Origin of the sequence: Jiangella alba, assembly GCF_900106035.1 — a bacterium.
GTDB classification, from domain to species: Bacteria; Actinomycetota; Actinomycetes; order Jiangellales; family Jiangellaceae; genus Jiangella; species Jiangella alba.
Genome location: NZ_FNUC01000003.1, coordinates 38,265 through 64,735, shown reverse-complemented (window position 1 = coordinate 64,735; position 26,471 = coordinate 38,265). Strand labels below are relative to the sequence as shown.

Annotated in this window: 22 protein-coding genes; 11 read left to right on the top strand and 11 right to left on the bottom strand. The window is 73.7% G+C overall.

The features are described from left to right. From BLV02_RS03180 to BLV02_RS03165, 4 genes are all read right to left on the bottom strand, one after another. Complete coding sequence (locus BLV02_RS03180) at positions 1 to 1,425, bottom strand: hypothetical protein (RefSeq protein ID WP_069110529.1); 1,425 nt, start codon at positions 1,423 to 1,425, stop codon at positions 1 to 3. Next, complete coding sequence (locus BLV02_RS03175; protein WP_083412361.1) at positions 1,422 to 1,985, bottom strand: SigE family RNA polymerase sigma factor; 564 nt, start codon at positions 1,983 to 1,985, stop codon at positions 1,422 to 1,424. Before BLV02_RS03175 ends, BLV02_RS03180 begins: the two co-directional genes overlap by 4 nt. A 70-nt stretch (positions 1,986 to 2,055) precedes the next feature. Beyond that, positions 2,056 to 3,399, bottom strand: a complete 1,344-nt coding sequence (locus BLV02_RS36255) for a hypothetical protein (protein WP_069110530.1) — start codon at positions 3,397 to 3,399, stop codon at positions 2,056 to 2,058. Continuing rightward, complete coding sequence (locus BLV02_RS03165; protein ID WP_069110742.1) at positions 3,396 to 3,908, bottom strand: SigE family RNA polymerase sigma factor; 513 nt, start codon at positions 3,906 to 3,908, stop codon at positions 3,396 to 3,398. Before BLV02_RS03165 ends, BLV02_RS36255 begins: the two co-directional genes overlap by 4 nt. A 184-nt stretch (positions 3,909 to 4,092) precedes the next feature. On the opposite strand from BLV02_RS03165, the gene BLV02_RS03160 reads away from it, so the two are divergent. Beyond that, positions 4,093 to 5,859 (top strand): ATP-binding protein, encoded by a 1,767-nt coding sequence (locus tag BLV02_RS03160; RefSeq protein WP_069110743.1) that lies wholly within the window; start codon positions 4,093 to 4,095, stop codon positions 5,857 to 5,859. Positions 5,860 to 5,944: 85 nt separating this feature from the next. Further along, entirely contained in the window at positions 5,945 to 6,340 is a 396-nt protein-coding gene (locus tag BLV02_RS03155) for a PPOX class F420-dependent oxidoreductase (protein WP_069110531.1), read from the top strand. A gap of 4 nt (positions 6,341 to 6,344) precedes the next feature. Here BLV02_RS03155 and BLV02_RS03150 read toward each other — a convergent pair whose 3' ends face one another. Next, positions 6,345 to 7,475 carry a winged helix DNA-binding domain-containing protein gene (locus BLV02_RS03150; RefSeq protein WP_069110532.1) on the bottom strand — a complete coding sequence of 377 codons (1,131 nt, stop codon included), beginning with the start codon at positions 7,473 to 7,475 and terminating at the stop codon, positions 6,345 to 6,347. A gap of 100 nt (positions 7,476 to 7,575) precedes the next feature. On the opposite strand from BLV02_RS03150, the gene BLV02_RS36250 reads away from it, so the two are divergent. Beyond that, the gene (locus BLV02_RS36250) at positions 7,576 to 8,814 is read left to right on the top strand and encodes a hypothetical protein (protein WP_069110533.1); all 1,239 of its coding nucleotides are present in this window, start codon (positions 7,576 to 7,578) and stop codon (positions 8,812 to 8,814) included. A gap of 20 nt (positions 8,815 to 8,834) precedes the next feature. Further along, positions 8,835 to 9,308, top strand: a complete 474-nt coding sequence (locus tag BLV02_RS03140) for an NUDIX hydrolase (protein ID WP_069110534.1) — start codon at positions 8,835 to 8,837, stop codon at positions 9,306 to 9,308. Here the strand turns inward: BLV02_RS03140 and BLV02_RS03135 are convergent. Beyond that, positions 9,305 to 10,672, bottom strand: coding sequence for an NAD(P)H-quinone dehydrogenase (locus tag BLV02_RS03135; protein ID WP_069110535.1), 1,368 nt, complete (start codon positions 10,670 to 10,672; stop codon positions 9,305 to 9,307). The two genes, BLV02_RS03140 and BLV02_RS03135, sit on opposite strands and share 4 nt — an antisense overlap. An 82-nt stretch (positions 10,673 to 10,754) precedes the next feature. Here BLV02_RS03135 and lspA point away from each other — a divergent pair, with 82 nt between their 5' ends. From lspA to BLV02_RS03115, 4 genes are all read left to right on the top strand, one after another. Further along, on the top strand, positions 10,755 to 11,345 hold the full coding sequence (gene lspA, locus BLV02_RS03130; protein WP_069110744.1) for a signal peptidase II: 591 nt from the start codon (positions 10,755 to 10,757) through the stop codon (positions 11,343 to 11,345). 177 nt (positions 11,346 to 11,522) lie between these two features. Next, positions 11,523 to 12,326, top strand: coding sequence for a purine-nucleoside phosphorylase (locus tag BLV02_RS03125; RefSeq protein WP_425432572.1), 804 nt, complete (start codon positions 11,523 to 11,525; stop codon positions 12,324 to 12,326). A 97-nt stretch (positions 12,327 to 12,423) separates the two neighbouring features. Then, positions 12,424 to 13,389, top strand: coding sequence for an ATP-binding cassette domain-containing protein (locus BLV02_RS03120; protein ID WP_069110537.1), 966 nt, complete (start codon positions 12,424 to 12,426; stop codon positions 13,387 to 13,389). Continuing rightward, the gene (locus tag BLV02_RS03115) at positions 13,386 to 14,219 is read left to right on the top strand and encodes an ABC transporter permease (protein WP_069110538.1); all 834 of its coding nucleotides are present in this window, start codon (positions 13,386 to 13,388) and stop codon (positions 14,217 to 14,219) included. The genes BLV02_RS03120 and BLV02_RS03115 overlap by 4 nt, the downstream gene beginning before the upstream one ends. A 3-nt stretch (positions 14,220 to 14,222) precedes the next feature. Here BLV02_RS03115 and BLV02_RS03110 read toward each other — a convergent pair whose 3' ends face one another. Further along, positions 14,223 to 17,426 (bottom strand): ATP-binding protein, encoded by a 3,204-nt coding sequence (locus BLV02_RS03110; RefSeq protein ID WP_069110539.1) that lies wholly within the window; start codon positions 17,424 to 17,426, stop codon positions 14,223 to 14,225. A 65-nt stretch (positions 17,427 to 17,491) separates the two neighbouring features. On the opposite strand from BLV02_RS03110, the gene BLV02_RS03105 reads away from it, so the two are divergent. From BLV02_RS03105 to BLV02_RS03095, 3 genes are all read left to right on the top strand, one after another. After that, on the top strand, positions 17,492 to 19,168 hold the full coding sequence (locus BLV02_RS03105) for a phospho-sugar mutase (RefSeq protein ID WP_069110540.1): 1,677 nt from the start codon (positions 17,492 to 17,494) through the stop codon (positions 19,166 to 19,168). Further along, positions 19,165 to 19,776 carry a DUF1707 SHOCT-like domain-containing protein gene (locus tag BLV02_RS03100; RefSeq protein ID WP_074946119.1) on the top strand — a complete coding sequence of 204 codons (612 nt, stop codon included), beginning with the start codon at positions 19,165 to 19,167 and terminating at the stop codon, positions 19,774 to 19,776. Before BLV02_RS03105 ends, BLV02_RS03100 begins: the two co-directional genes overlap by 4 nt. A 401-nt stretch (positions 19,777 to 20,177) precedes the next feature. Then, positions 20,178 to 20,915, top strand: coding sequence for a phosphotransferase family protein (locus BLV02_RS03095; RefSeq protein ID WP_069110746.1), 738 nt, complete (start codon positions 20,178 to 20,180; stop codon positions 20,913 to 20,915). A 123-nt stretch (positions 20,916 to 21,038) separates the two neighbouring features. Here the strand turns inward: BLV02_RS03095 and BLV02_RS03090 are convergent, their stop codons facing one another. From BLV02_RS03090 to hisD, 4 genes are all read right to left on the bottom strand, one after another. Next, complete coding sequence (locus BLV02_RS03090) at positions 21,039 to 21,554, bottom strand: DUF1269 domain-containing protein (protein WP_069110541.1); 516 nt, start codon at positions 21,552 to 21,554, stop codon at positions 21,039 to 21,041. 22 nt (positions 21,555 to 21,576) lie between these two features. Then, the gene (locus BLV02_RS03085) at positions 21,577 to 23,850 is read right to left on the bottom strand and encodes an arylsulfatase (RefSeq protein WP_281243342.1); all 2,274 of its coding nucleotides are present in this window, start codon (positions 23,848 to 23,850) and stop codon (positions 21,577 to 21,579) included. Positions 23,851 to 24,154: 304 nt separating this feature from the next. Further along, positions 24,155 to 25,135 (bottom strand): LacI family DNA-binding transcriptional regulator, encoded by a 981-nt coding sequence (locus BLV02_RS03080; RefSeq protein WP_069110543.1) that lies wholly within the window; start codon positions 25,133 to 25,135, stop codon positions 24,155 to 24,157. Between the two features lie 5 nt (positions 25,136 to 25,140). Next, positions 25,141 to 26,460 (bottom strand): histidinol dehydrogenase, encoded by a 1,320-nt coding sequence (gene hisD, locus BLV02_RS03075; RefSeq protein WP_069110544.1) that lies wholly within the window; start codon positions 26,458 to 26,460, stop codon positions 25,141 to 25,143. Between the last annotated feature and the right edge of the window lie 11 nt (positions 26,461 to 26,471).

Genomic DNA, 26,471 nt, shown 5'->3' with positions numbered 1-26,471 from the left:
TCACCCGATGCAGGTGTGCCCCGCGTCGAGCCCGAGCCGCTGCACGACGTCGGCGTCCCACAGCTCGAACGTCCAGCGCACGCCCTGTGTGGCCGGCGCCGCCGGGAGGGCCGACATCGGATCGTCGGTGGTGTACCCGGGCTGAGCGGCGGCGATCTGCTCCAGCGTCGACCCGACGCCGACGCCGGCCGGGGTCAGCGTCGCGGCCGCCGTCGATCCGATTTCCGTGACGACGAAGTCGTCCTCGGTGGCCGCCGGTGCCGGCAGGTCGCCGGACGTGACGTCCCGGCGCACGGAGACCAGCCCGCTCACGTCGCCGATCCGGAACTGCCCGTAGCAGTACGGCTTGCTCTCGTAGCCCTCCCACTCGCTCAGCTCGACGCCGGCGACCGTGCGCAGCTCGGACAGCGTCATGCCGAGCCGGACCGGCCCGAACACGTCCGCCCCGGGCACGTCGAAGTCGGCCGGCGCCGGCTCGTCCACCGGCCGCGGGTCGTCGCCGCAGTTGTGCACGCCGTCGTGGTCGATCTGGCTGACGACGCCGTCGGTGACCTGGATCCGCAGGTGCGAAGCGAGGCCGCCGAGACCGGGGACCCCGACGTCGTAGCCGTCCGGCTCGCCGGGGCCCGCGCCCGGGTACGCCGCGTACGCGTCCGGGTACAGGGTGAACAGGTCGTCGATGGTGCTGCCCACGCCGAGGCCCTCCGGCGTCCGGACCGCGACGTCCGTGATCACGGTCGCGACCTCGTACGCGGCGTACAGTTCGGCCGGGTCGTCCGGCGGGCTCCCCCAGGCACCGCGCAGCGAGATGTAGCCGTGCGAGGTCGCCGTGCGGAACGAGCCGTAGCAGGCGGCCGGCGAGATGCTGCGGGGGTCGCTGCTCAGCCGGGTGATCTCGATCCCGGGGACACTGGCCAGCTCGGCCAGCGTCATGCGCACCTGGACGCCGTCGAACGGCGCGGCCGGGTCGAACAGCGGCAACCCGCTGACGTCGACCGGTTCGGGGACGTCGCCGGACGCCTCGCCGCCCGGGTCGGCGCCGATGGGCTGCTCCGTCGCCGGGTCGGCCGTGGACGGGCCACTGGCCTCGCCGGTCGCGTCGCCGGTGATGTCGCCGGACGGGGCGGCCGCGCCCTTGGGCGGCGTCTCGCTGTCGGGCGTCAGCTCGGGCGCCGGCCTGACCTCCGGCGACTCGGCCGGCTGCGGCTCGTACGTGGGCGCCGCGGTGAACTGCCCGGTGACGGCCATCGAGCCGAACGCGACCGCCGCCACCAGGCCGACCGAGCCCGCGGCGGAGGCGACCATGCGCACGGTGCGCCGTCGGCGGGCACCGCGGACGATGCGCCCGACCGCGTCCGAGCCGGGCGGCACCGCGAGCCGGTCGTCGCCGAAGATCCGGCGCAACTCGTCGTCGAACTCGTTCATCGGTCGCTTCCCTCCACCGAGGACAGACTCGCCCTCAACTTCGCCAGCGCCTTGCTCGCCTGGCTCTTCACCGTGCCCGCGGAGATACCGAGCGTCGCCGCGATCTGCGCCTCGGAGAAGTCCTCGTAGTAGCGCAGCACCAGCACCGCCCGCTGCCGCGGCGGCAGCTGGGCCAGCGCCTGCCACACCGGCTCGCCGTCGAGGCGGTCGGGCGGCATGACCGCGCGCTCCGGGAACTCGTCGACCAGCACCTCACGCCGGCGCCGCCGCCAGCGGCTCACGTGCGCGTTGGCCATGGACCGGCGCACGTAGGCGAGCGGGTCGACGTCCTGGCGCATCAGCTTCGCCCAGCGCGACCCCACCTTCTCCAGCACCGTCTGCACGAGGTCGGCGCCGTCGTGCGGCGACCCCGTCAGCGCGTGTCCGTACCGCAGCAGCCCGGGCAGACTCGCCCGGACGAAGTCCTCGAACTCCACCGTCGCCTCGCCCGTCTCCGAGCGGCCCACCACCGTCGCGCCCACGGCCGGTGCGGCCTCCCCGCCTGGGGACTGAATGAACATCACGACCCCGCTTCGCCGTCCCTGCCTCGTTGATCAGGAACACGCGCGGACGGGCCGGTTGGTTGCTCGATCAGCCCCAGCAGTTCTGGCCGGCGTCGAGGCCCAGGCTCGCGACCGTCTCGCCGTCGCCCGACACGAACAGCCAGCGCACCGCCGGGTTCCCCGCGTCGGGCACGTAGGCGTCGAAGGTGTCGCCGGTGACGACGTCCGGGTAGGCCTCGCGCACCTGCTCGAAGGTCGACCCCGGGCCGATCCCGAGCGGCGTCGTCGCGGCCGGGTCGCTGGTCGAGAAGTACGTGACGCGGTAGTCGTCGTCCGACCCGGCGGGCTCCGGCGGGTCGTCGCTGCCGAAGTCGCGCCGCACCGAGATCGCGCCGGTCTGCGTGCCCAGCGTGAAGCTGCCGTAGCAGATCCCGTCGCCGCCGCCGTCGGTGCTGATCTGCACGCCCTCGACCGCCTGCAGCTCCGCCAGCGTCATGCCGAGCCGGATCGGGGACAGGATCTCGTCGCCGTCGACGCTCCACCCGGCCTCGGTGCCGCCACCGGGTGTGTCGGTGTCGCCGGGCGTCTCGGTGGGGTCGTCGGCCGGCTCGGTGCCGTCCGGCGGGTCGGCCGGCTCCTCCTCGCCCTCGTCGCCGCCGGTGGGCGGGTCGAGGATCGGCGCCTTCTGACACTGGTGCAGGCCCTCCATGACGATCTCGGTGACGACGCCGCCGGTCACCGGGAAGTCCCAGCCGCGCTGGATGATGTCCTCGCCCTCGAACACCGCCCGGTGCCCGTCGTCGGGCTTGCCGTAGAGATCGAGGTTCGGGTACGCCGCGAAGAGGTCGGTCTCGGTGGCGCCCGGCGTGATCCCCTCGGGGGTCGCCACCGGCACGTCGAAGCTCACGGTGGACACCTCGTAGTACGGGTCCAGGTCGTCCGGGACCATCCCGAACGTTCCCCGGGTCGAGATGTACCCGTGCGCGCTCGGGCTGCGGTACTCGCCGTAGCAGAGCTCGCTGTAGCCGTCCTCCGGCGCGTACCGGGTGATCTCGACGCCGTCGACGTTCTCCAGGTCGGCCAGCTTCGTGCCGACGGTGAGGCCGTCGATGCCCTCGTTCGGGTAGACCACCACCGGCGCGGCGGCCGTCGGGGTCTCGCTGGGTGCCGGCGTCGGGTCGTCGGTCGGGACGGACGGGGTCTCGGCCGGCTGCACGGGGTCCGGCGCGGCGGTGAACTGGCCGGCCACCGCGAACGATCCCACCGTCACCGCGGCCACCAGACCCACGCTGCCCGCCGCGGTCGCGGCCACCCGTGCGGCGCGACGGCGCCGGGCGCCCCTGACGATGCGGTCGACGGCGTCGGCGCGCGGTGTCAGCGCGAGCCGGTCGTCACCCAGCAGGCGGCGCAGATCGTCGTCGAAGTCGTTCATCGGTCTCGTCCCTCCACCGAGGACATGCTCGCCCTCAACTTCGTCAGTGCCTTGCTCGCCTGGCTCTTCACCGTGCCCGCGGTGATGCCCAGAGCCGCGGCGATCTCCGCCTCGGACAGGTCCTCGTAGTAGCGCAGCACCACCACGGCTCGCTGCCGCGGCGGCAGTTCGGCCAGCGCGTGCCAGAGCGGCTCGCCGTCGAGGCGGTCCGGCAGGGCCACGCCCTGGTCCGGGAACTCGTCGACCAGCACCTCGCGCCGGCGCCGCCGCCAGCGGCTCACGTGCGCGTTGGCCATCGATCGCCGCACGTAGGCGATCGGGTCGGCGTCGTGCCGGGTGATCTTCGACCACCGGGCGCCGGCCTTCTCCAGCGCTGTCTGCACGAGGTCGGCCGCGTCGTGCGGCGACCCCGTCAGCGCGTGTCCATAGCGCAGCAGACCGGGCAGACTGGCCCGGGCGAACTCCTCGAAATCCATCGTCGCCTCGTCCGGCTCGATGCGGCCCGCCATCACCGTCGCGCCCACGGCCGGTGCGGTTTCCCCGTCAGGGGACTGTATTAGCATCACGACCCCGCTCTGCCCGTATCGCGTCATTGCCGTGAACACGCAGCACCGGCCGCGCGGGTTGCCTGGGAACGCGACACCCTAGACTCGCCAGCAGTTCTGGGAGGGAGCCAGCGTGGAGTACCGCCGGATCAGCAAGGTTCTCGTGGCCAACCGGGGCGAGATCGCGGTGCGGGTCATCCGCGCCTGCCGCGACGGCGGCCTCACCAGCGTGGCCGTCTACGCCGACGGCGACCGCGACGCGCCGCACGCCCGGCTCGCCGACGAGGCGTACGCGCTCGGCGGCGAGACCGCCGCCGAGACCTACCTCGACATCGCGAAGCTGCTCGACGTCGCCGCGCGCTCCGGCGCCGACGCCGTCCACCCCGGCTACGGCTTCCTCGCCGAGAACGCCGGGTTCGCGCAGGCCGTCCTCGACGCCGGGCTGGTCTGGATCGGCCCGCCGCCGGCCGCCATCACCGCACTGGGCGACAAGGTCAGCGCCCGGCACATCGCCGCGCGGGCCGGCGCACCGCTCGTCGCCGGCAGCTCCGACCCCGTCACCGGCGCCGCCGAGGTCGTCGCGTTCGCCGAGGAGCACGGGCTGCCGGTCGCCATCAAGGCCGCCTTCGGCGGCGGCGGGCGCGGCCTCAAGGTGGCCCGCACGCTGGACGAGATCCCCGACCTGTACGAGTCCGCGGTGCGCGAGGCCGTCGCGGCGTTCGGCCGCGGCGAGTGCTTCGTCGAGCGCTACCTCGACCGCCCGCGCCACGTCGAGACCCAGTGCCTGGCCGACCGCCACGGCAACGTCGTCGTCGTCTCGACCCGCGACTGCTCGCTGCAGCGGCGGCACCAGAAGCTGGTCGAGGAGGCGCCGGCGCCATTCCTCACCGACGAGCAGAACGCCGAGCTGTACCGCGCGTCCAAGGCCATCCTGCGCGAGGCCGGCTACGTCGGCGCCGGCACCTGCGAGTTCCTGGTCGGCCTCGACGGCACCATCTCGTTCCTCGAGGTCAACACCCGGCTGCAGGTCGAGCACCCGGTCACCGAGGAGGTCACCGGCCTCGACCTCGTCCGTGAGATGTTCCGCGTCGCCGAGGGCGAGGAACTGGGCTACGACGACCCGGTCGTGCGCGGGCACTCGATCGAGTTCCGCATCAACGGCGAGGACCCCGGGCGCAACTTCCTGCCCACCCCGGGCGCCGTCACCACGTTCCGGCCGCCGTCCGGACCGGGCGTGCGCGTCGACGCCGGCGTCGAGGCGGGCAGCGTCGTCGGGCAGAACTTCGACTCCCTGCTGGCCAAGCTGGTGGTCACCGGCGCCTCGCGGCGTCAGGCGGTCGAGCGGGCGCGGCGGGCGCTGGCCGAGTTCGAGGTCGGCGGCCTGGCCACGGTCATCCCGTTCCACCGCGCCGTCCTCGACGACCCCGCCTTCGTCCCCGCCGCCGACGACGAGCCGTTCGCCGTGCACACCCGCTGGATCGAGACCGAGTGGACGAACCCGTTCGCGCCGTTCGCCGCCGACGCCGCGCCGGAGGGTGACGACGCGCGCGAGCGCATCACCGTCGAGATCGGCGGCAAGCGGCTGGAGGTCGTGCTGCCGGCCGGGCTGGGCTCGTCCGCCCTCGTCGGCGCGGGGGCCGGGGCGGCCCGGCGGCCGGTGCGGCGCTCGTCCGGGCGGGCCGGTGCGGCCGCGGCCGGCGGCGACGCGCTCACGTCGCCGATGCAGGGGACCATCATCAAGGTGGTCGCCGAGGACGGCCAGAGCGTCGCCGAAGGTGACGTCGTCGTCGTCATGGAGGCGATGAAGATGGAGCAGCCCATCACGGCGCACAAGGCCGGCACGGTCACCGGGCTGACCGCCGAGGTCGGTGCGACCATCGCGAACGGCGCCGTCATCTGCACGATCGAAGGCTGATTCCGGGAAGGACCACGGGTGCGTCCGGTGTTGTCGATAGTGGCAACACTTGACACGTCAACCTTTTCTGAAGGGATGCACCCGTATGCCCGCTCTGTCGGACACCGCCCGTGAGCTGTTCTCCCGCCCGATCCCGGCCTGGGCCACCGTCCTCGACGCCGACGGCCGCCCACACAACTCGATCGTCTGGGTGGACGTCGACGGCGACGGCGTGGTCTTCAACACCGCCGCCGGCCGGGTGAAGGAGCGGCGGCTGCGTGAGAACGACGTCGTCTCGGTGAGCGTGCTGGACCCGGACAACGCGTGGCGGTGGGCCAGCGTCACCGGCCGCGCCACCCTCACCACCGACGACGGCGACGACGTGATCGACCGGCTGGCGAAGAAGTACCTCGACGCCGACAGCTACCCGTTCCGCAAGGAGGGCGAGCAGCGGGTGACGGTGCGCGTCGCCGTGGACCGGGTGCACGAAGAGGCCGCCTGACGCATCACCCCCAGGTGAGCCGCGGCTCGGCGTCGAACAGTTCTCCGTAGCGCCGGGCCGCGGCCGTCGCGGCCTTCTTCGTGGCGGCGCTGACCTTGGCGAACGGTTCGACGGTGATGGTCAGCGCGCCGTTCTTCAGCTCGTGGCTCCAGACGCCGCGCACGACGCCGTCGACCAGCACGACCGGCGAGATCCAGCCGGCGGCGCGCGACACGCGGTCGATGAAGCCGTCGGGCACGGTGTGCACGCGGTGCCCGATGGGCGCGATGACGTACGGGTCGAAGCCGGGCAGCAGGTGGACGCCGCCGCCGTCGTCGCCCTCGTGCGCTTGGAGGTCGGCCAGCGCCGCCGGCGTGGACCAGCACGCGACGCCGTCGACCTCGGCCTCGACCATGACCTCGGCGTGCTCCTTGAAGACCCGCCGCGCCTTCGCGGCGTCGATGCCCCACCAGCGGCTGAAGTCGACGTGGGTGGCCGGCCCGTAGATGTCGAGGAACCGCTCGATGAGCGTGCTCAGGGCGGTGTGCTGGTCGGGCTGGTCGTCCCACGAGACGTCGGGCAGCCAGGTGCGCGGGCTGGTGAAGGTGACGTTGCGGTCGCGCTCAGGCCCCGAGCAGAGCAGGCCGCCCGCCGCGGCCGGCTTGAACATCTGGCCCCACCCCGACCGCACCGCGTCGGCGATGCCGGGGGCGCGGACCTCGCGGGCGATCTCGGCCAGCAGTTCCTCGCGGGTGAGCACCCGGCCCGGCAGCACCTGGCCGATGATCTCGGTGACCTGCTGCAACACGGCGAGGTTGACGCCGTGGTAGCGCTCCCACGCGGCGTTGACGTTGGGCCACTGCCGCTGCGCCCAGGCCGCCACCAGCAGCGGCAGCTCGTGCGACGGGAACAGGTGCAGCGTGCCGCGCATGCCCCACGTCTTCACCAGCGTGCGGTCGGTCCACAGCGCCGTGCCGGTGTCGCCGAGCGCGTAGCCCGGCGTGCGGACGGCGGCGATCAGCTCGGCGGACGACGCCACCTGCGCGTGCAGCCCCACCAACCGGCCCGCGGTGTCGACGAGACCGGCGGACGGGTCGGTGACGTGCAGGCGCCGCAGCCGGCGGGCCAGCACCTGGTTCCAGGTGAGCTTCTCCACGGGTCCATCGAACCATCCGGCCCCGACAACGCCGGCGCGGCTGATCGTCCCGGCCGGACCTGCTCGTGGCACGACGCGCCAGACCGTGGATGATGGGTGTATGTCGAGCAGCTTGGACGACGTCGCCGCCGCCCTCCAATCCGACCCGCTCTACGTCGACCCGGCCGCGGTCGACGAACTCAGTGAGCTCGGCGTCACGTTCGACAGCAGCGCACAGTCCACGGCGCGTTCCGCCGTCGAGGACGCGTCGTCGACGTTCTACGTCGCGGTTCTCCCCGCAGCGCTGGCCAATTCGGGCGCGGCCGCCGCGTTGAACCAGCAACTGGGCGACGGCACCTATCTCGTGGTCTTCGGAGACCAGAGACTCAGCGCCGGCTCGACCGAATTCCGGGATGCCGAGGGGATGGCGAGCCAGGAACTCGGCAACGCGAGCGACAATCTCGGCAGCGGCATCTCCGACTTCGTCGCGACGGCGGAGCAGGCCATCTCCGGGCAGGGCTCTGGGGGCGGTACGGGTTCCGGATCGCGTGACAGTGGAGGAGGCGGGCTGCTCCCGCTCGCCATCCTGGCGGCCGCCGGCGGTGGCGGCTTCCTGCTGTACCGCCGCAACAAGCGCAGCAAGGAACGTGCGCAACTCGTGCAGGTCCGCGGCGCCCTCGAGGAGGACATCACCAAGTACGGCGAGCGGCTGTCCGAGCTCGACCTCGACCTCCGTCACGACTCCAAGGTCCCGATCGAGGCCCGCAACGAGTACGGCCGCGCCCTCGACCTCTACGAGAACGCCAAGACCTTCGCCGACCGCGCCGAGCGGCCCACCGATCTCAAGCCCGTCACCACCGCCCTCGAGGAGGGCCGCTGGCTGCTGGCCTGCGTCGATGCGCGGGTCAAGGGCGAGCCGATCCCGGAGCGCCGGCTGCCCTGCTTCTTCGACCCCGGCCACGGCCCGTCCGTCGAGGACGTGGACTGGGCGCCCATCGGTGGCGCGCCGCGCACGGTCCCGGCCTGCGCCGCCGACGCGATGCGGGTCAAGGCCGGCGCCGATCCCGAGACCCGCATGGTCCCGGTCGGCGACGGCGAACGCCGTCCGTACTACGACGCGGGCCCCGCGTACGGCGGGTGGGCCGGCGGGTACTTCGGCGGCCTGCTGCCGGGCATGCTCATGGGCACCATGCTGGGTTCGGCGCTGTCCAACCCCGTCTACATCGACGGCGGTGGCGATGGCGGCGGCTTCGACGGTGGCGGTGGCGACTTCGGTGGCGGTGGCTTCGACGGCGGCGGCGGTGACTGGGGCGGTGGCGGTTTCGACGGCGGCGGCGGCGACTTCGGCGGGTTCGAGTGAGCTCGGCGAAGCGCTGAGCCGTGCCGACGCCTGAGTTCATCCTGGCGCTGCGCGAGCGCGTCGGCCACGAGTTGCTGTGGCTGAGCGGCGTCACGGCGGTCGTCGTCGACGGGGAGGGGCGGGTGCTGCTGCACCAGCGCTCCGACACCGGGCAGTGGGCGCTGATCAGCGGCATCCTCGAGCCCGGCGAGCAGCCCGCCGTCGCCGTCGTGCGGGAGGCGTGGGAGGAGACCGGGGTGCGCATCGAGGTCGAGCGCCTCAGCAGCGTCGTCGCCGGCACGCCGGCGGCCTACCCGAACGGCGACCGCGTCCAGTTCCTCGACATCGCCTTCCGGTGTCGCCCGGTCGGCGGCGAGGCCAAGGTCAACGACGACGAGTCGCTGGCGGTCGGCTGGTTCGCGCCGGACGAGCTGCCGCCGCTGACCGGCGACCAGCAGCAGCGGCTGCTGCAGGCGCTGAAGGACGACCCGGCGCCGTTCTTCGTCAGCGGTTAGTCGCGGCGGTGCAGCTGCCGCGCCGCCTCGGCCACCGAGCCGGACAGCGACGGGTAGACGGTGAAGGCGCGGGCCATCTGGTCGACGGTGAGGGCGGCCTCGACCGCCAGTGAGATGGGGTGGATCAGCTCGCTGGCCCGCGGCGCCACCACGACCCCGCCGACGATGATGCCGGTGCCGGGCCGGCAGAACAGCTTCACGAAACCGTCGCGGATGCCCAGCATCTTCGCCCGCGCGTTGGTGGCCAGCGGCAGCTTGACGGCCACGGCGTCGATGTCGCCGGCGTCGACGGCGGCCTGGGACCAGCCGACGGTGGCGATCTCGGGGTCGGTGAAGACGTTCGCGGCGACGGTCTTGAGGTTCAGCGGCGACACGGCGTCGCCGAGGGCGTGCCACATGGCCGTCCGCCCCTGCATGGCCGCCACCGACGCGAGCATGTTGACGCCGGTGACGTCGCCGGCCGCGTACACGCCGCGCGCCGACGTGCGGGACACGCGGTCGACCTTGACGAAGCCGCGGTCGTCGAGCGCCACGCCGCAGTCGGACAGCCCGAGCCCCTCGACGTTCGGCACCGACCCGACCGCCATGAGGCAGTGCGAGCCGCGCACCGCGCGCCCGTCCGTCAGCGTCACGACGACCCCCGAGCCGTCGCGCCGCACCGACGCCGCCCGCGACCGCGACAGCACGTTCAGCCCGCGCCGCGCGAACACCTCTTCCAGGACGTACGCGGCGTCGGCGTCCTCGCCGGGCAGGACGCGGTCGCGCGACGACACCAGCGTGACCTCGGACCCGAGCGCGTTGTAGGCGCTGGCGAACTCGGCGCCGGTGACGCCGGAACCGACGACGATCAGGTGCGACGGGAGCTCGTCGAGGTCGTAGACCTGCTCCCAGGTGAGGATGCGCTCGCCGTCGGGCTCGGCCTCGGGCAGGATGCGCGGCCGCGCGCCCGTGGCCAGCAGCGCGACGTCGGCGACGAACTCGTGGGCGCCATCGTCGACGACGACGCGGTCGCCGGGCGCCAGCCGCCCGCTGCCGCGCACGATGCGCACGCCGGCCTTCTCGACCGTCGCCGCGGTGTCGGCCGACTGCGCCTTGGCCAGTTCGAGCACCCGCTTGTTGACCCGCCGCAGGTCGACGCCGACGGAGTCGTGGCCCAGCTCGACGCCCAGTTCCGCGGACTCGGCGGCGTCGCTGACCACCTCGGCGGTCGCGATGAGGGTCTTGCTGGGCACGCAGTCGGTGAGGACGGCCGAGCCGCCCAGGCCGTCGCGGTCGACCAGCGTGACCTCCGCTCCGAGCTGCGCCGCCACCAGCGCCGCCTCGTAGCCGCCGGGTCCGCCACCGAGAATCGCCACACGTGTCACCCGGCCATTGTCCCGTACACCGGTACGCTCTGTCGTCCGCCCGGTGCTGGGGCGCGGCGCACCGGCATGGCACCCTTACACCGTGCCGACCACACCCGACCCCGCGGCCGGCGACGATCCCGCGGCCGGCGACCCATCGCCCGAGCAGCCCGCGCCGTCCTCGTCGACGAACTGGCGGCTGATCGGCCGGCTCGCCGCCATCACCGTCGCGCTGACGGCGGCCGACCAGCTGACCAAGTGGTGGGCCGAGCGCGAGCTGGCCGGCCGCGAGCCGATCGAGATCGTCGGCGACCTGCTGCAGCTGCGGCTGCTGTACAACTCGGGCGCGGCGTTCTCGATCGCGACAGGGCTGACGTGGCTGCTCACGCTGCTCGTGGTCGTCGTGATCGCGGCGGTCATCCGGGCGTCGGCGAAGCTCGGCTCGACGGCGTGGGCCATCGCGCTCGGGCTGCTGCTGGGCGGCGCGTTCGGCAACCTCATCGACCGGCTGTTCCGCGATCCGGGCTTCCCCGAGGGCCACGTCGTCGACTTCATCGACTACGGCGGCCTGTTCGTGGGTAACGTCGCCGACATCGCCATCACGGTGGCGGCCGTCCTCATCGCGATCCTGACCTGGCGCGGCGTCAGCATCGACGGCGTCCGCCGCGACTCCGCACCGAAGGCCGGCGCCTGACCGCCATACGGGCGGTGCTGCGTTCGCGCGTGTTGACGCTGACGCCAACAGTTGGCGCCACCGTCAACACGTCGCATCCAACCCCCGGACCCCGGGCGGTCAGCATCCTCGACGAGAGTGGCCGAAGCAGCGGACGAGGCGGGCGCCCCCGCAAGGTACAGTCGGCCGGTGACCGAGCTGCTGGACGATCCGCGGGCCGCCGCACGGGCCGCGGCCGAGCACATCGCCGCCGCCACCGGGGTGGAGCGGCACGACATCGCGCTGGTGCTGGGGTCCGGGTGGGGCGGCGCGGCCGACCTCGTCGGCGAGACCGTGGCGACCATCCCGAGCACCGACGTCCCCGGGTTCGCGAAGCCGGCCGTCGAGGGGCACGTGGGCACGCTGCGCTCCGTCCGCATCGGCGACACCGGCCGGCACGCCCTCGTCCTCGGCGCCCGCACCCACCTCTACGAGGGCCGCGGCGTGCGCGCCGTCGTGCATGGGGTGCGCACGGCGGCCGCGGCGGGCGCACGCACGCTGGTACTGACGAACGGCTGCGGCGGGCTGCGCGAGGAGTGGCCGGCCGGCACGCCGGTGCTGATCAGCGACCACCTCAACCTGACCGCCGAGTCGCCCATCGAGGGGGCGAACTTCGTCGACCTCACCGACCTCTACGCGCAGCGGCTGCGCGCCGTCGCCCGCGAGGTCGACCCGAGCCTGCCCGACGGCGTCTACGTCCAGTTCCGCGGCCCGCACTACGAGACCCCGGCCGAGGTCCGCATGGCGCAGCGCCTCGGCGGCGACCTCGTCGGCATGTCGACGGCGCTGGAGGCCATCGCCGCGCGCGAGGCCGGCCTCGAGGTGCTCGGCATCTCGCTGGTCACCAACCCCGCCGCCGGCATCAGCACCACGCCGCTGAGCCACGCCGAGGTCATCGAGGCAGGTCAGGCCGCCGGCCCGCGCATCAGCGCCCTGCTCGCCGCGGTGGTCGCCAAACTCTGACGACCAGCCTCTGACGAGGTCCGTCAGCGCTCTGTCAGCGGCCGGTCAGCCGCACCCCCGACGCTGAATCCTGAGCACATCAACTCAGGAGGACCGCATGACCACACTGGCCATCGAGGCACACGGCCTGGTCAAGACGTTCGGCGAGAACCGCGCCGTCGACGGCGTCGACCTCGCCGTCCGCGCCGGCACCGTGTACGGGGTCCTCGGGCCGAACGGCGCCGGGAAGACCACCACCGTCCGCATGCTCACCACCCTGCTGCGCCCCGACGGCGGCAGCGCGCGGGTGCTGGGCCGCGACGTCGTCGACGACGCCGACGAGGTGCGCAAGTTCATCGGCCTGACCGGCCAGTACGCGTCGGTCGACGAGGACCTCACCGGCACCGAGAACCTGGTGCTGCAGTCGCGGCTGGTCGGTCTGAGCCGCACCCAGTCGAAGCGGCGGGCGGCCGAGCTGCTGGAGAGCTTCGACCTCACCGACGCCGCGAGCCGGCCGGTCAAGCACTTCTCCGGCGGCATGCGCCGGCGCATCGACCTCGCGGCCAGCATCGTCGTCACGCCGGACGTGCTGTTCCTGGACGAGCCGACCACCGGCCTGGACCCGCGCAGCCGCGGGCAGGTCTGGGACATCGTCCGCGACCTCGTCGCCGGCGGCACGACGGTGCTGCTCACCACGCAGTACCTCGACGAGGCCGACCAGCTGGCCGACCGCATCGCCGTCATCGACCGCGGCACCGTCATCGCCGAGGGCACCAGCGCCGACCTCAAGGCGTCCGTGGGCCGCAGCTCGCTGCACCTGCGGCTGGCCGACGAGACGCAGCGCGACCTCGCCGAGCGGCTGGTGGCGCAGACCCTGGACACCACGCCGCACCGCACGCCGGAAGCCGGCGTCATCACCGCACCGGTCGCCGACCCCGACCTCGTCGCCGACCTGATGATCCGGCTGCGCGCCGAGGGCGTCCGCATCGACGAGATCGGCGTGCAGCGCCCCAGCCTGGACGAGGTCTTCCTCACCCTGACCGGCCACAGCGCCGACGACGACGCCGAGAGGACCGCCGCATGACCACCACCACCGAGACCCGCGCCGTCGAGCGGCCGGCCAGCAGCGTCGCCGCCCGGGTGGAGCGCCCGCAGCCGCCGAGCGCGCTGTCGGCCAGCCTGACGCTGGGCTGGCGCAGCGTGCTGAAGATCCGGCGCATCCCGGAGCAGTTGTTCGACGTGACGTTCCAGCCGGTGATCTTCATCGTGATGTTCGTCTACCTGTTCGGCGGCGCCGTCTCCGGCAGCACGCAGCAGTACCTGCAGTTCGTGCTGCCCGGCATCCTCGTGCAGACCGTCGTGATGGCGTCGCTGTACACCGGCATCTCACTGAACACCGACATCGGCAAGGGCATCTTCGACCGGTTCCGCTCGCTGCCGATCTGGCGGCCGTCCGCGCTGGTCGGCGCGCTGCTGGCCGACAGCATCCGCTACGTCGTGGCGGCGGTCGTCTGCCTCGGCGTCGGCATGGCCATGGGCTTCCGGCCGGACGGCACCGTGTTCGACGTGGTCGCCGCCGTGCTGCTGGTGCTGGTGTTCGCGTTCTCGCTGAGCTGGATCTTCGCCTTCCTCGGGCTGGTCATGCGCTCGGCCGGCGCGGTGCAGGGCGTCAGCATGCTGGCGATGTTCCCGCTGACGTTCGCCAGCAACGTGTTCGTCGACCCGTCGACGATGCCCGGCTGGCTGCGCGCCTGGGTCGACGTCAACCCGGTGTCGCACCTGGTCACCGCGGTGCGCGGGCTGATGGCCGGCGCTCCGGAGGCGGGCGCGATCGGGTGGTCGCTGATCGGCTGCGCGGCCCTGGTCGCGGTGTTCGCGCCGCTGACCGTGCGGGCCTACCGCCGCAAGTCCTGACCCTCACGGACGGAGCAGCGTCCCGATCTCCCGCACGACGGCGATGCCGGGGAGGTCGTGGGCGCGCTCGCGTTCGGCCGCCAGCAGCTGCTCGTCGGGCTCGGCGAGCTCGACGAAGGCCGGGTGGCGGACGTCGCCCAGCAGCTCGACGGCGCCGACGCGACGGCCGAGCGCGATCAGCCGGGCCGCGCGGCCGCCGTCGCCGCGGGCGAGGGCCAGCCGCCCGTAGGCGACCGCGACCACGCCGATGACCGGCCGGTCGCCGTCGGCGACCGCCAGCCGGTAGGAGTCGGCGAGCAGGTCGTCGACGTCGTCGCGGCCGACCCGCAGCCGGGCGAGGGCCGCGCCGGCCAGCGCCATGACGCGCAGCTGCGGCGGCCCGCCCACCTCCTCCGACCGCGCCGCCGCGACCGCGACGTCGTAGTGGGCCAGCATGGACAGGGCGTCGCCGAGCCGGGCCGCCGCCTCGGCCAGCCCGGTCTCGGCCATGGTGACGACCTCGGGGTCGTTCGGGTAGCGCTCCTGCAGCGCGGTCAGCTCGGCGACGCCGCGCGAAATCTCCCCGGAGCGCACCAGCACGATCGCGCGCAGCAGCTGCACCTGGCGGCCGTCCTCGCGGATGCCGAGGATGTCGAAGCTGCGCACGGCCTCGTCCAGCAGCTCGATGGCCGTGGTGCCGTCGCCGTCGGCGGCCTCCGTCAGCCCGAGGGTCATCGAGGTCATCGCCACGCCCCACCGGTCGCCGAGAGCGGCGAAGCCGGTCCGCGCCTCCTGCGCCAGGCGGCGCGACTCCCCCCGCTCCCCCTCGTTGTCGGCCAGGATGCTGAAGAACAGCGACGCCATGGACCGCGCCCACGGGTCGCCGGCTGCCTCGACGCTCGCGGCCGCCCGCTGCAGCTCCGACGGCCGGCCGTTCATCGCGGCGAGCACGAGCTCGCCGAAGGCCCGGGCCAGCGGGCTCAGCCCGGCGTCGTCGCGGACCAGCCGGCGCAGCCGCCTGATGTACCGCACCCCCATGCGGGTCGGCCCGGCGACCAGCGAGTTCGGGATCATGATGGCGTACAGGACGGCGGCGGTGCTGGGGTCGGCCGGCCCGTCCATCGCGATCAGCTGCTCGCCCCAGCCGGCCACCTCGAAGTGCAGGCCCAGCGCCGCCCAGTACCAGCACATCGTCACCGCGATGGTGTACGCCGACCCGGTGTCGCCGGTGTCGATGGCGGCGCGCAGCCCGGCGACCAGGTTGTCGTGCTCGCCGGCCAGCACGCCGAACCACGTCACCTGGCTGCGGCCGCGCAGGTTCGGCTCGGCCCGCAGCGCGAGGTCGGCGGCCCAGGCGACCAGCCGGGCCATCGTCGCGGCGCGTTCGCCGGCCGCGTCGAGCTCGGCGTCGGCGAACTCGCGGACGGTCTCGAGCAGCCGGAACCGCACTGCGCCGCCGGACTCGTCGACGACCAGCAGCGACTGGTCGGCCAGCCCGGCCAGGGCGGCCTCGACGGCGTCCGCGCCGACCTCGCCGAACCCGCAGACGGCCGCCGCCGCGACGGCGTCGGCGCCGACCGGCAGCACGGCCAGCCGGCGCAGCACCGCCTGCTCGGCGGGGCCCAGCAGCTCCCAGCTCCAGCGGACGACGGCGAGCAGCGTGCGGTGCCGCTCGGGCGCGGACCGCGGGCCGCCGACCAGCAGCCCGAACCGGTCGTCGAGGCGGGCGGCCAGCTGCTCCACCGACATCGACCGCACCTTCGCCGCGGCCAGCTCGATGGCCAGCGGCAGGCCGTCGAGGTGCCGGCAGATCTCCGTGACGACGTCGGGGTCCAGCCGGGCGGCCGGCCGGGCCGCCCGGGCGCGGTCGTGGAACAGCCGCACCGCCGGGTAGTCGAGCGGGCCGGCGCCGTCGGGCGGCAGCGCCAGCGCGGGCAGCGGGTGCACGGCCTCGCCGTCGACGGCCAGCGGGGTGCGGCTGGTGGCCAGCACGCGGACCTCCGCCGACGCCGTCACGATCTCGTGCACCACCTGCGCGACGGCGTCGACCAGGTGCTCGCAGTTGTCGACGACGATCAGCGCGTCGCTGTCGGCCAGCAGGTCGCGCAGCCGCTCGATCGGCGTGCGCGACAGCGGATACCCGGCGCGGTCGACCAGGCTGACCTCGCGCAGCCCGAGCGCGGCCAGCACGGCGGGCAGCACGTCGGCGTCGTCGCGCAGACCGGCCAGCTCGACCAGGTGCACCGGGCGGCCGGTGCGGTCCAGCCGGCGCAGCCCCAGTTCGGTCGCGAGCCGGGTCTTGCCGACGCCGCCCGGGCCCAGCAGCGTGACCAGCCGGGCGTCGTCGAGCAGCGCCTCGACCCGCGCCAGCTCGTCGTCGCGGCCGAGCAGCGGGGTGACGGAACGGCGCAGCCGCGGGCGGCCGGGCCCGCTCGGCTCCGGCCCGGCGGGCGCGTCGGGTGCGGCCGGCGCGATCAGCGACTCCGGGCCGAGCCGCAGCGCCGGGCGGTCGTGCGTCAGCACCGCCAGATGGACGTCGCGCAGCTGCGGGCCCGGGTCGGCGCCGAACGCCTCGGCCAGCCGCTCGCGGCCGTCCTCGTACGCGGCCAGCGCCTCGGCCGACCGGCCGGTGGCGACGAGCGCGCGCATCAGCTGGCCGAGCAGCGCCTCGTCCAGCGGGTGGTCGTCGACGAGCCCGGCCAGCTCGGCCGGGAGGTCGGCGTGGGAGCCGCGGCGCAGGTCGGCCTCGATGCGGGTGCGGCGCAGGTCCAGCCGCAGCGTGGCCAGCCGGACCGCCTCGACCGGCGCGAACGGCGCGTCGCCGACGTCGGCCAGCGGCTCGCCCCGCCAGAGATCCAGGGCCTGGCCGGACCCGGCGGCAGCGGCCGCGGGATCGCCGTCGCGCAGCGCCGCAGCCGCGCCTGCCAGCAGCGCGTCGGCCGCGGCGGCGTCGACGTCGCCGCGGGCGACCGCGAGGCGGTACCCGCCGGCCACCGCGTCGACCGTCACCGGGTGCCCGTTCAGCGCCTTGCGCAGCCGCGACGCCGCCGCCTGCACGGCGTTGGCCGGGTTGGCGGGCGGCCCGGCCCACAGGTCGTCGACGATGGTCTCGACCCCGACCACCCGGCCCGGCGCCAGCGCCAGCCGCGCGAGCAGGGCGCGCACGCCCGCGCCCGGGATCTCACCGGCGGCGCCGACCCGCACCGGTCCGAGAATGGAGACCTGCATGCTCCTAGGATCTCCTGAACACGGACCGGCGCACGGTGCCGCCCCGTGAGAAGGGGAGGTTCGCGATGACCGACGTGCTCGAGCAGGCCCGCGCCTGGCTGGCCGACGACCCCGACCCGGCCACCCGGGCGGAGCTGCAGACGGTGCTCGACGCCGCCGCGACCGGCGACGACGCCGCGACCGCGGACCTCGCCGACCGGTTCGCCGGCATCCTGCAGTTCGGCACGGCCGGGCTGCGCGGCGCCATCGGCGCGGGCCCGAACCGCATGAACCGCGCCGTCGTCATCCGCGCCGCCGCCGGGCTGGCCGCGTACCTGCTGACGGCCCGCACCCCGGTGAACGGCGCCCGGCACCGCGTCGTCATCGGCTACGACGCCCGGTACCGCTCCTTCGACTTCGCCACCGACACCGCCGCCGTGCTGACCGCGGCCGGCATCGAGGCGCTGGTGCTGCCGCGGCTGCTGCCGACGCCGGTGCTGGCGTTCTCGGTGCGGCGGCTGTCCGCCGACGCCGGGGTCATGGTGACGGCCAGCCACAACCCGCCGCAGGACAACGGCTACAAGGTGTACCTGGGCGGCCCCGACGGCGGCTCACAGCTGGTCGCGCCGGCCGACGCCGAGATCGCCGCGCACATCGACGCCGTCACGTCCGTCGCCGCCGTCGCGCGGGCCGAGGACGGCTGGGCGGAGATCGGCGAGGACGTCGTGACGGCGTACCTGGCCTCGGCCGCTGAGGTGGCGGCGCCCGGCGGGCCGCGCAAGCTGCGCATCGTCCACACGTCGCTGCACGGGGTGGGCGGCGTCACCGCCGCCGAGGCGCTGATCCGGGCCGGCTTCACCGACCTGCACACCGTCGCCGAGCAGGCCGAACCCGACCCCGACTTCCCCACCGTCGCGTTCCCGAACCCGGAGGAGCCGGGCGCCATCGACCTCGCGCTCGCGCTCGCGCAGCGGGTCGAGGCGGACATCGTCATCGCGAACGACCCCGACGCCGACCGGTGCGCCGTCGCCCTGCCCGCACGTTCCGGCGGCTGGACGATGCTGCACGGCGACGAGGTCGGCGCGCTGCTGGGCGCGCACCTCGCCGAGCGCGGGCGCACGGGCGTGCTGGCCAACTCGATCGTGTCGTCGCGGCTGCTCGGGCGCATCGCCGCGGCGCACGGGCTGCCGCACGCCGAGACGCTGACCGGGTTCAAGTGGATCTCGCGGGTGCCCGGCCTGACGTACGGCTACGAGGAGGCGCTCGGCTACTGCGTCGACCCCGAGTCGGTGCGCGACAAGGACGGCATCTCGACGGCGGTGCTGGTGGCCGAGCTGGCCGCTGCGACGGCGGCGGCAGGCAGGACGCTGTGGGACGTGCTCGACGACCTCGCGGTGGCGCACGGCCTGCACGCGACCGACCAGCTCTCCGTCCGCGTCGAGGACCTGTCGCTGATCGCCGCCGCGATGGCCCGGCTGCGCTCGGCGCCGCCGTCGTCGCTGGCGGGGTCGGCCGTCGTCACGGCCGACGACCTGCTGGCCGGCGACGGCGGGCTGCCCCCGACCGACGGCCTGCGCTACCTCACCGCCGACGCCACCCGCGTCGTCGTCCGGCCGAGCGGCACCGAGCCGAAGCTCAAGTGCTACCTGGAGGTCGTGGTCCCGGTCGGCGACGGCGACGTGGCGGCCGCGCGGGCGACCGCCCGCGACCGGCTGGCCGCCGTCCGCGCCGACATCGGCGCCGCGCTCGGGCTGGCGTCATGAGCACCGACGAGCCCGACCCCCGCCGGCTGCGCGTCTCGCACGCCGACCGCGACCGGATGGTCGAGATCCTCCGCGACGCGGCGGCCGACGGGCGGCTGGACACCGACGAACTGGAGGAACGGGTCGAGCGGGCGCTCCGGGCGCGCACGTTCGCCGACCTGGAGCCGCTGACGGAGGACCTGCCGGCCGAGGCGCCCGCGCCGCCTTCGTCCGCGCCGGTGCCGGCGGCGGCCTCGGCGGCCCCGGCCTCGGCGGATGCGGTGGTGACGTGGCAGGCGGCCGGCCAGCGGTTCCGGCGCGAGGGCGCGTGGACGGTGCCGCGGGTCGTCGAGCTCGGCGTGATCGGCGGTTCGGCGCGGCTGGACTACACCCAGGCGCAGCTGCCGGACGGCGGGCGGAGCACGCTGCGCCTCTCGACGTCCGGTTCGCGGGTGCGGCTGACCGTGCCCCCGGGCGTCGCGGTCGACCTCAGCGGCATCGTCGCGACCGGCAGCCGGGTCCGCGACCACGCCTCCCGGCGGGCCGCGCCGGGCGCGGTGACCCACGTCATCACCGTGACCGGCACCATGTTCGGCGGCAGCCTCCGCGTCGACCCGTCCGGCTCCTAGTGTCGCGCGTCTGAATCCAGATGACAGGCGACCGTGTGGACGGTCTGGTCGTAGTCCTGCCCCGCCACCCGGACCGGCCGTTTTCATCCACCTTCTCGGTCGTCATGACAGCGCAAAAGGTTGATGATCATGAAGGTGGGTCTCGTCACCCCTAGCGACGACCAGCGTTGTCAACGAATCAGCGACGCACGACACCAGCCCGGCCCGCGTCGGCTGCGGAAGCGGTAGCGGCAGCGGTGGCGACCGCGGTAGCCGTAGCGTCGCCCGCGTCGGCGAGTGTGTCGGTGCCCGCCCGTAGGGTGGGCCCCACCCGGGCCGGGAGGGGTCTGCCGTAGCGCGCGATCCCCGCCCGCGGCAAAACCCGTTGCGACGCCGGCGAGCGGCCTTCGAGAATGGCCGGCGTGGATGAGATCGAGGTCATCGTCGCGCATCGGGAGCGGACCACGCTGCGAGTGGGCGAGGTGTTCCTGAAGGTCGACGCCGACTCGAGGCGCACCGCCGTCGAGGTCGAGGCGATGGCCCTCGCGCCCATCCCCACGCCGCGGGTCCTGTGGCGCGAGCCGCCCGTGCTCGCCCTCGCCGCGCTCCCCGGAACGGCCCTCGGCGTCCTCGGCGAACCGTCGCCCGCGTCGCCGGCGGCGTGGGCCGCGGCCGGAGCCGTCGCACGGAAACTGCACGACGCGCCGCTGCCGCCGTGGCCGGGCCGGGGTCCCGAGCAGGACGCGGCCGGCCTCGACGACGAGTGCGAGTGGCTGGTCGCGAACGGCGTCGTCCCCGCCGACCTGGTCGAGCGCAACCGCGAGGTCGCCGAGGCCGCGTTCCGGCCGTGGACGCCGGTGTTCTCGCACGGCGACTTCCAGCTCACGCACGTGTTCGTCGACGGCGACGAGGTCACCGGCGTGCTCGACTGGTCCGAGGCGGGCCGGGGCGACCCCATGTTCGACCTCGCCTCCCTGACGCTCGGCCACGAGGAACACCTCGACGACGTCGTCGCGGGCTACGGCGCGGACGCCGACCGCGACGTGATCCGCGCGTGGTGGTCGCTGCGCAGCCTGCTGAACATCCGCTGGCTGATCCAGCACGGCTTCGACCCGGCCGCGCCCGGCTGCGAGATCGACGTACTGCGGGCGCGGATGTGAGCCAGGGCGTCGGGCAGCGGCGATCGTGCATCGCAGGGCGGGATCTGCCAGAGATCAGGCGAATCGCTCAGCGACGGTCGTCTCGGCGGTCGCGACGTTCCTCTCGCCTGTCCTGACGCTCCGTCATCCGCCGCCTTCGGTCAGCTTCTTCTGGGCGTCGGCGAGCGCACCTCTCAGGGCGTCGACGTGGTGTCCCTCCGCCTTGCCGACGGCCTTCTGGAGCGCGCGCGTGACGGCCGGCTCGACCGTCGCGGCATCGGCGTGCTTGTAGGCGACGATCAACCCGGCGCCGCCGATGGGAATCGTCTCGGCCGCCGCCTCCTCGATCTTGCTGCCCGTCCTCTGGTGCAGTGCCTTTCCGGTGACCGCGCCGAGGGCCGCGCCGATGGCCGTCGCCGCGAGCAGCGGTGGCGCGAAGAGGCCGACCACGAAGCCGACCGAGGCAAGGCCTCCAGCGCCTTCCTCGACCATGTGGTCGGTGTGTTCCACCGTGAGGCTGCCGTCGAGATCCCGGCTGACCACGACGGCGCCCCAGAGGCGCGCACCGCAGGTCAGGACCGCGTCGTAGTCCTCGTGGGCGGCGGCGCCGGACATGTATCCGCCGATCAGGACGTCGGTCACCTCGGCGTCGAATGGCATCGCGATCACTCCTCCGGCGGGGTCAGGCTGACAGCCCGTGGGCGGCTTGTCCGTGCTGCTCAGCGGTGTGGAGCTGCTGCTCGTCCTCGCCCGACAGGTGGGGCTTGACGTCGAACACGACCCGCTCGACCGTGCCCGTGAACGCGAAGGGCTTCTCCCGCTCGTAGCTGCGATCGACGACGCCACCGTTGTCGCGCCCGATGTCCATCCCCGAGTAGCCCGAGAACCGGACCGGGACGGTGTGGTCCATGCGCCCCTTGCCGACCTGCCGGTCCCCGATGAACAAGGCCACGTCGCCGCCGGTCGCCGGCTTGGCGCTGTCGGCCCTGAACTCCATGCGGACGGTCACGTCGCCGCTCGGGAGATCCTCGTCCGCGACCTGCTTGAAGACGAACACGCCCATCATCGAGTAGGTGTGTGTCAGCCTTCCGTTCTTGACGTAGAGGGTGAATCCGCCGAGGTGGTCGGCCTCGGCGACGATCACGCCCTCAGCGCCGCCGTCGGGCACGACCAGGTCGGCGGTGATCGTGTACGAGTGGTTGTAGATCCTCGGGATCATGCCCGGCATCACGTTCTGCACGTCGCCCCGGAACTCGTAGCTCGTCTCACCCCCGAGGGGCGGCACCATGCCGAAGAACGTCGACAGGGTCGCGAGCAGGGGCAACACCTTGTAGCGCTCGGCCTCCCGCCAGAACAGGTCCTTCAGCTCGTCGACCTTCTCGGGGTGCTCGGCAGCCAGGTCCTTGGCCTGGGTGAAGTCGTCGGGCAGGTAGTACAGCTCGGCGGGACCCGAGTCCGGGTCCCAGACGCCCGGCGCGTACGGCGCGAGCGCTTCCGGGGTGAGCAACCACGGGATGCGCTCCGTCTTCATCGCTAGCCACCAGCCGTCCTTGTACATGGCCCGGTTGCCGATGGTCTCGAAGTACTGCTGCGTGTGGTGTTCGGGCGCGGCGCCGTCGCTCAGGGATGCGACGAACGACGTTCCGTGCAGCGGCTCCTGCTCGATGCCGTCGACGGTGTCCGGCGCGGGGATACCGGCAGCCTCGAGGATCGTGGGTGCCACGTCGATCACGTGGGAGAACGGCGTGCGCAGCCCGCCCTCCTCGGTGATGCGGGCCGGCCAGTGCACGACCAGCGGGTTGCGTGTGCCGCCGAGATGCGAGCCCACCTGCTTGCCCCACTTGAACGGCGTGTTCCCCGCCCATGCCCACGCCGCCCCATAGTGCGGCGCCATGAGCGACGTGCTCCAGGCGTCGAGTCCGCCGTAGCGCTCCGCGAGCTGCAGCTGCATCTCGTCGGTGAGCGGGAGGCCGTTCTGCATGGTCAGCTCGTTGAACGAGCCGGTGACGGAGCCTTCCATGCTCGCGCCGTTGTCGCCCCAGATCCAGAGGATCAGGGTGTTGTCGAGCTCGCCCAGGTCGTCGATCGCGTCGATCACGCGCCCGACGTTGTGGTCCGCGTTCTCGGAGTATCCCGCGTAGACCTCCATCTGGCGGGCGTAGAACGGCTTCACGTTGTCGGGCACATCGCTCCAGGCCGGGAACGCCTCGTCGCGGGGGGTCAGCTCGGCGTCGGCCGGGATGACACCGAGCTCCTGCTGGCGGGCGAAGGTCTGCTCGCGCAGCGCCTCCCATCCCTCGTCGAACTGGCCCTTGTACCGGTCCGCCCACTCCTTCGCCACGTGGTGCGGTGCATGGCTGCAGCCTGTCGAGTAGTAGACGAAGAACGGCTTGTGGGCGTCCTGCGCACGCACACCGTGCAGCCATTCGATGGTTCGGTCGGCCATCGCGTCGGGGAAGTAGTACGGGTGCTGCTCGTCGTAGAACTCCTCCGGCGTACCGATGATCTTCTGGTTCTCGGCGAGGCACGGGTCCCACTGGCTCGACCCGCCGCCGAGGATCCCGTAGAAGTAGTCGAACCCCCAGCCGTTCGGCCAGCGGTCGAACGGCCCCGCCGGGCCCTGCTGCCCGTCGGGCGTCAGATGCCATTTGCCGAAGGCCGCCGTGCTGTAGCCGTTGTCGCGGAGGATCCGCGGCACGGGCGCACAATCTCGCGGAAGGGTGGCGGAGTAGCCGGGGAACCCTCCGGCGAACTCGCCGACCGAACCGAATCCGACCGCGTGGTTGTTCCGCCCGGTCAGCAGCGCCGCCCGCGTCGGTGAGCACAGCGCTGTGACGTGGAACCGGTTGTACCGCAGTCCGGTCGCGGCCATGCGCGTGTAGGTGGGCGTCCGGATCGGCCCGCCGAAGGTGCTCGGGTTGCCGAACCCTGCGTCGTCGATCAGCACCAACAGCACGTTCGGAGCACCGCCCGGCGGCCTCGGGTGCTCGATCAGGTTCCAGTCGGGTCTCGATCCGTCGAGGGTCCTGCCGACAACCCCCGCGAAGGTCTCGCGTCTGATCGGAAGCCTGCTGCGATCGGGTCCACTCATCGTCTCCGTCCCCTCGCGCCGGGGATGATCGGCGCGCGAGGCTGCGTGCACTCGGACGGCAGTCTCGCGACGCCGGGCTCTCCAGGCGATTGTGGAGCGACGAACCCCGTTCACGCCTCGTCCACACGGGATGATTGTCTGGATCGACTGGCTCGCGCCGACGTCGAGGCTAGGCCGGGCCGGTCGTCGAGCGGACGACGAGCTCGGCCGGCAGCACCTCGTGCCGCGGCGGCAGCGCGGGGTCGTCGATGCGCTCGTTCAGCAGCGCGACGGAGCGGGCGGCCATCGCGGCCTGCGGCTGCCGCACCGTCGTCAGCCCGATGGTGGGCCACGACGCCTGGCGGACGTCGTCGAAGCCGGCGACGGACAGCCGCGACGGCACCGCGACGCCCAGGGCGGCGGCCGCGTTGAGGGCGGCGAACGCGACCTGGTCGTTCAGCCCGACGATCGCCGACGGAGGCGACGACCCGGTCAGCAGCGACGTCGCCGCCGCGACGGCGCGGGCGTAGTCGAACCCGGTCTCGACGACGGTCGCCGCCGGCAGGCCGAGCGCCGACAGCCGTGAACGGATCCCGGCCAGCCGCCGCGCCGACGTGCTCGCGCCGGGCAGCCCGGCCAGCACCGCGATGCGCCGGTGCCCCAGCCCGGCCAGGTGGTCGACGACGGCGGCGGCGCCGGCCGGGTGGTCGCCCTCGACGGTGTCGCAGGCGGCGTCCAGGACCCGGTTGGCCAGCACCACCGGGAACCGGCGCGCCACCAGGTCCGCCACCGCCGTCGACCCCTCGACCGCGGCGGTGAACACGATGCCGTCGACGCGTTGCTGCAGCAGCAGCTCGACCGACTCGCCGGCGTTCTGCAGCACCATGTGCTGCCGCCGGCCCGCAAGGCAGGCGGCGATCTCTTCCAGGAACTCCGGGTAGAACGGGTTGGTGAGGTCCGACACGACGACGCCGACCAGACCGGTCCGGCTGGTCACCATCGACCGGGCCGCCGCGTTGGGGGTGTAGCCGAGCTCGCGGCTGATGGCCAGGATGCGGTCGCGGGTGGCCGCCGCCACCCGCCCGCCGTTGAGCGCCCGCGACACCGTCGCCTGCGACGTGCCCGCCGCCCGCGCGACGTCGACGCTGGTGGGAGGACGTCCAGGGGCCATGCCGGTCAGTCTCGCACGGCCCCGAACGCGTGGTCCGTCCACGGCAGCGTCGCGCCGGTGTGCGCCGCCGCGCGGATGTCGCCGGAGCGGGCGTGCCCCTCGAACAGCTCGACCCGCGACGCACGGCCGCACACCTCGCCGAGCAGCGCGCTGGACGCCGGGTCGGTGATCTCCTGGTACGTGACGGTCTTGAGGTACTTCCCGACCCACAGCCCGCCGGTGTAGCGGGCGGCGCCGCGCGTCGGCAGCACGTGGTTGGTGCCGATGACCTTGTCGCCGTACGACACCGTGGTCAGCGACCCGAGGAACAGGCTGCCGTAGTTGCGCAGCCGGTCCAGCGCCGCCCGCGGGTCCGCCGTCAGCACCTCGACGTGCTCGAACGCCCGCTCGTCGACCAGCGCGTACGCCTCGTCCAGCGAGGCGGCGACGTGCACCTCGCCGTGGTTGCGCCAGGCCGGTTCGGCCATGTCCTTCGTCGGCATGCCGGGGAGGATCTCCTCGACGTGGGCGAGGGCGGCCCGCGCCACCGATTCGCTGGTGGTGATGAGGACGGCGGGCGAGTCGGGCCCGTGCTCGGCCTGCGACAGCAGGTCGACGGCGACGGTGAACGGGTCGGCGGTCTCGTCGGCGAGCACCAGGATCTCCGTCGGCCCGGCGAACAGGTCCAGCCCGACGCGGCCGTAGAGCTGCTTCTTCGCCTCGGCGACGTAGGCGTTGCCCGGCCCGGCGATGAGGTCGACCCGCGGCACGGTCTCGGTGCCCAGCGCCAGCGTGCCGATGGCCTGGACGCCGCCGAGCAGGTAGATCTCGTCGGCGCCGGCCAGCGACATCGCCGCGATCGTCGCGGCGGGGATCTCGCCGCGGATCGGCGGCGTGCAGGCCGCCACCCGCGGCACGCCGGCCACCTTCGCCGTCACGATCGTCATGTGCGCCGACGCGGTCAGCGGGTAGCGCCCGCCCGGGATGTAGGCGCCGACGGACGCGATCGGCAGGTGCTTCTGCCCGAGGCGCACGCCCGGCAGCGTCTCGACCTCGAACTCGTGCATCGACGCCAGCTGCCGCTCGGCGAACGCGCGCACCTGCGCCTGCGCGAACCGGATGTCGTCCAGCGCCTGTTCCGGCACCGTCGCGACGATCCGCTCGATCTCCTCCTCGGTCAGCCGGAACGACGGCGGCGACCAGGAGTCCAGCTGCTCGGAGTACTTCCGGACGGCGGCGTCGCCCCCGGCCTCGATCTCGGCCAGCATGCTCGCGACGGTGGCGGTGACGGCGGCGGCCTCGGCGCTGCGGTCCACGGCGGCGGAACGATCCTTGAGCGTCAGCATGTGTATACGTA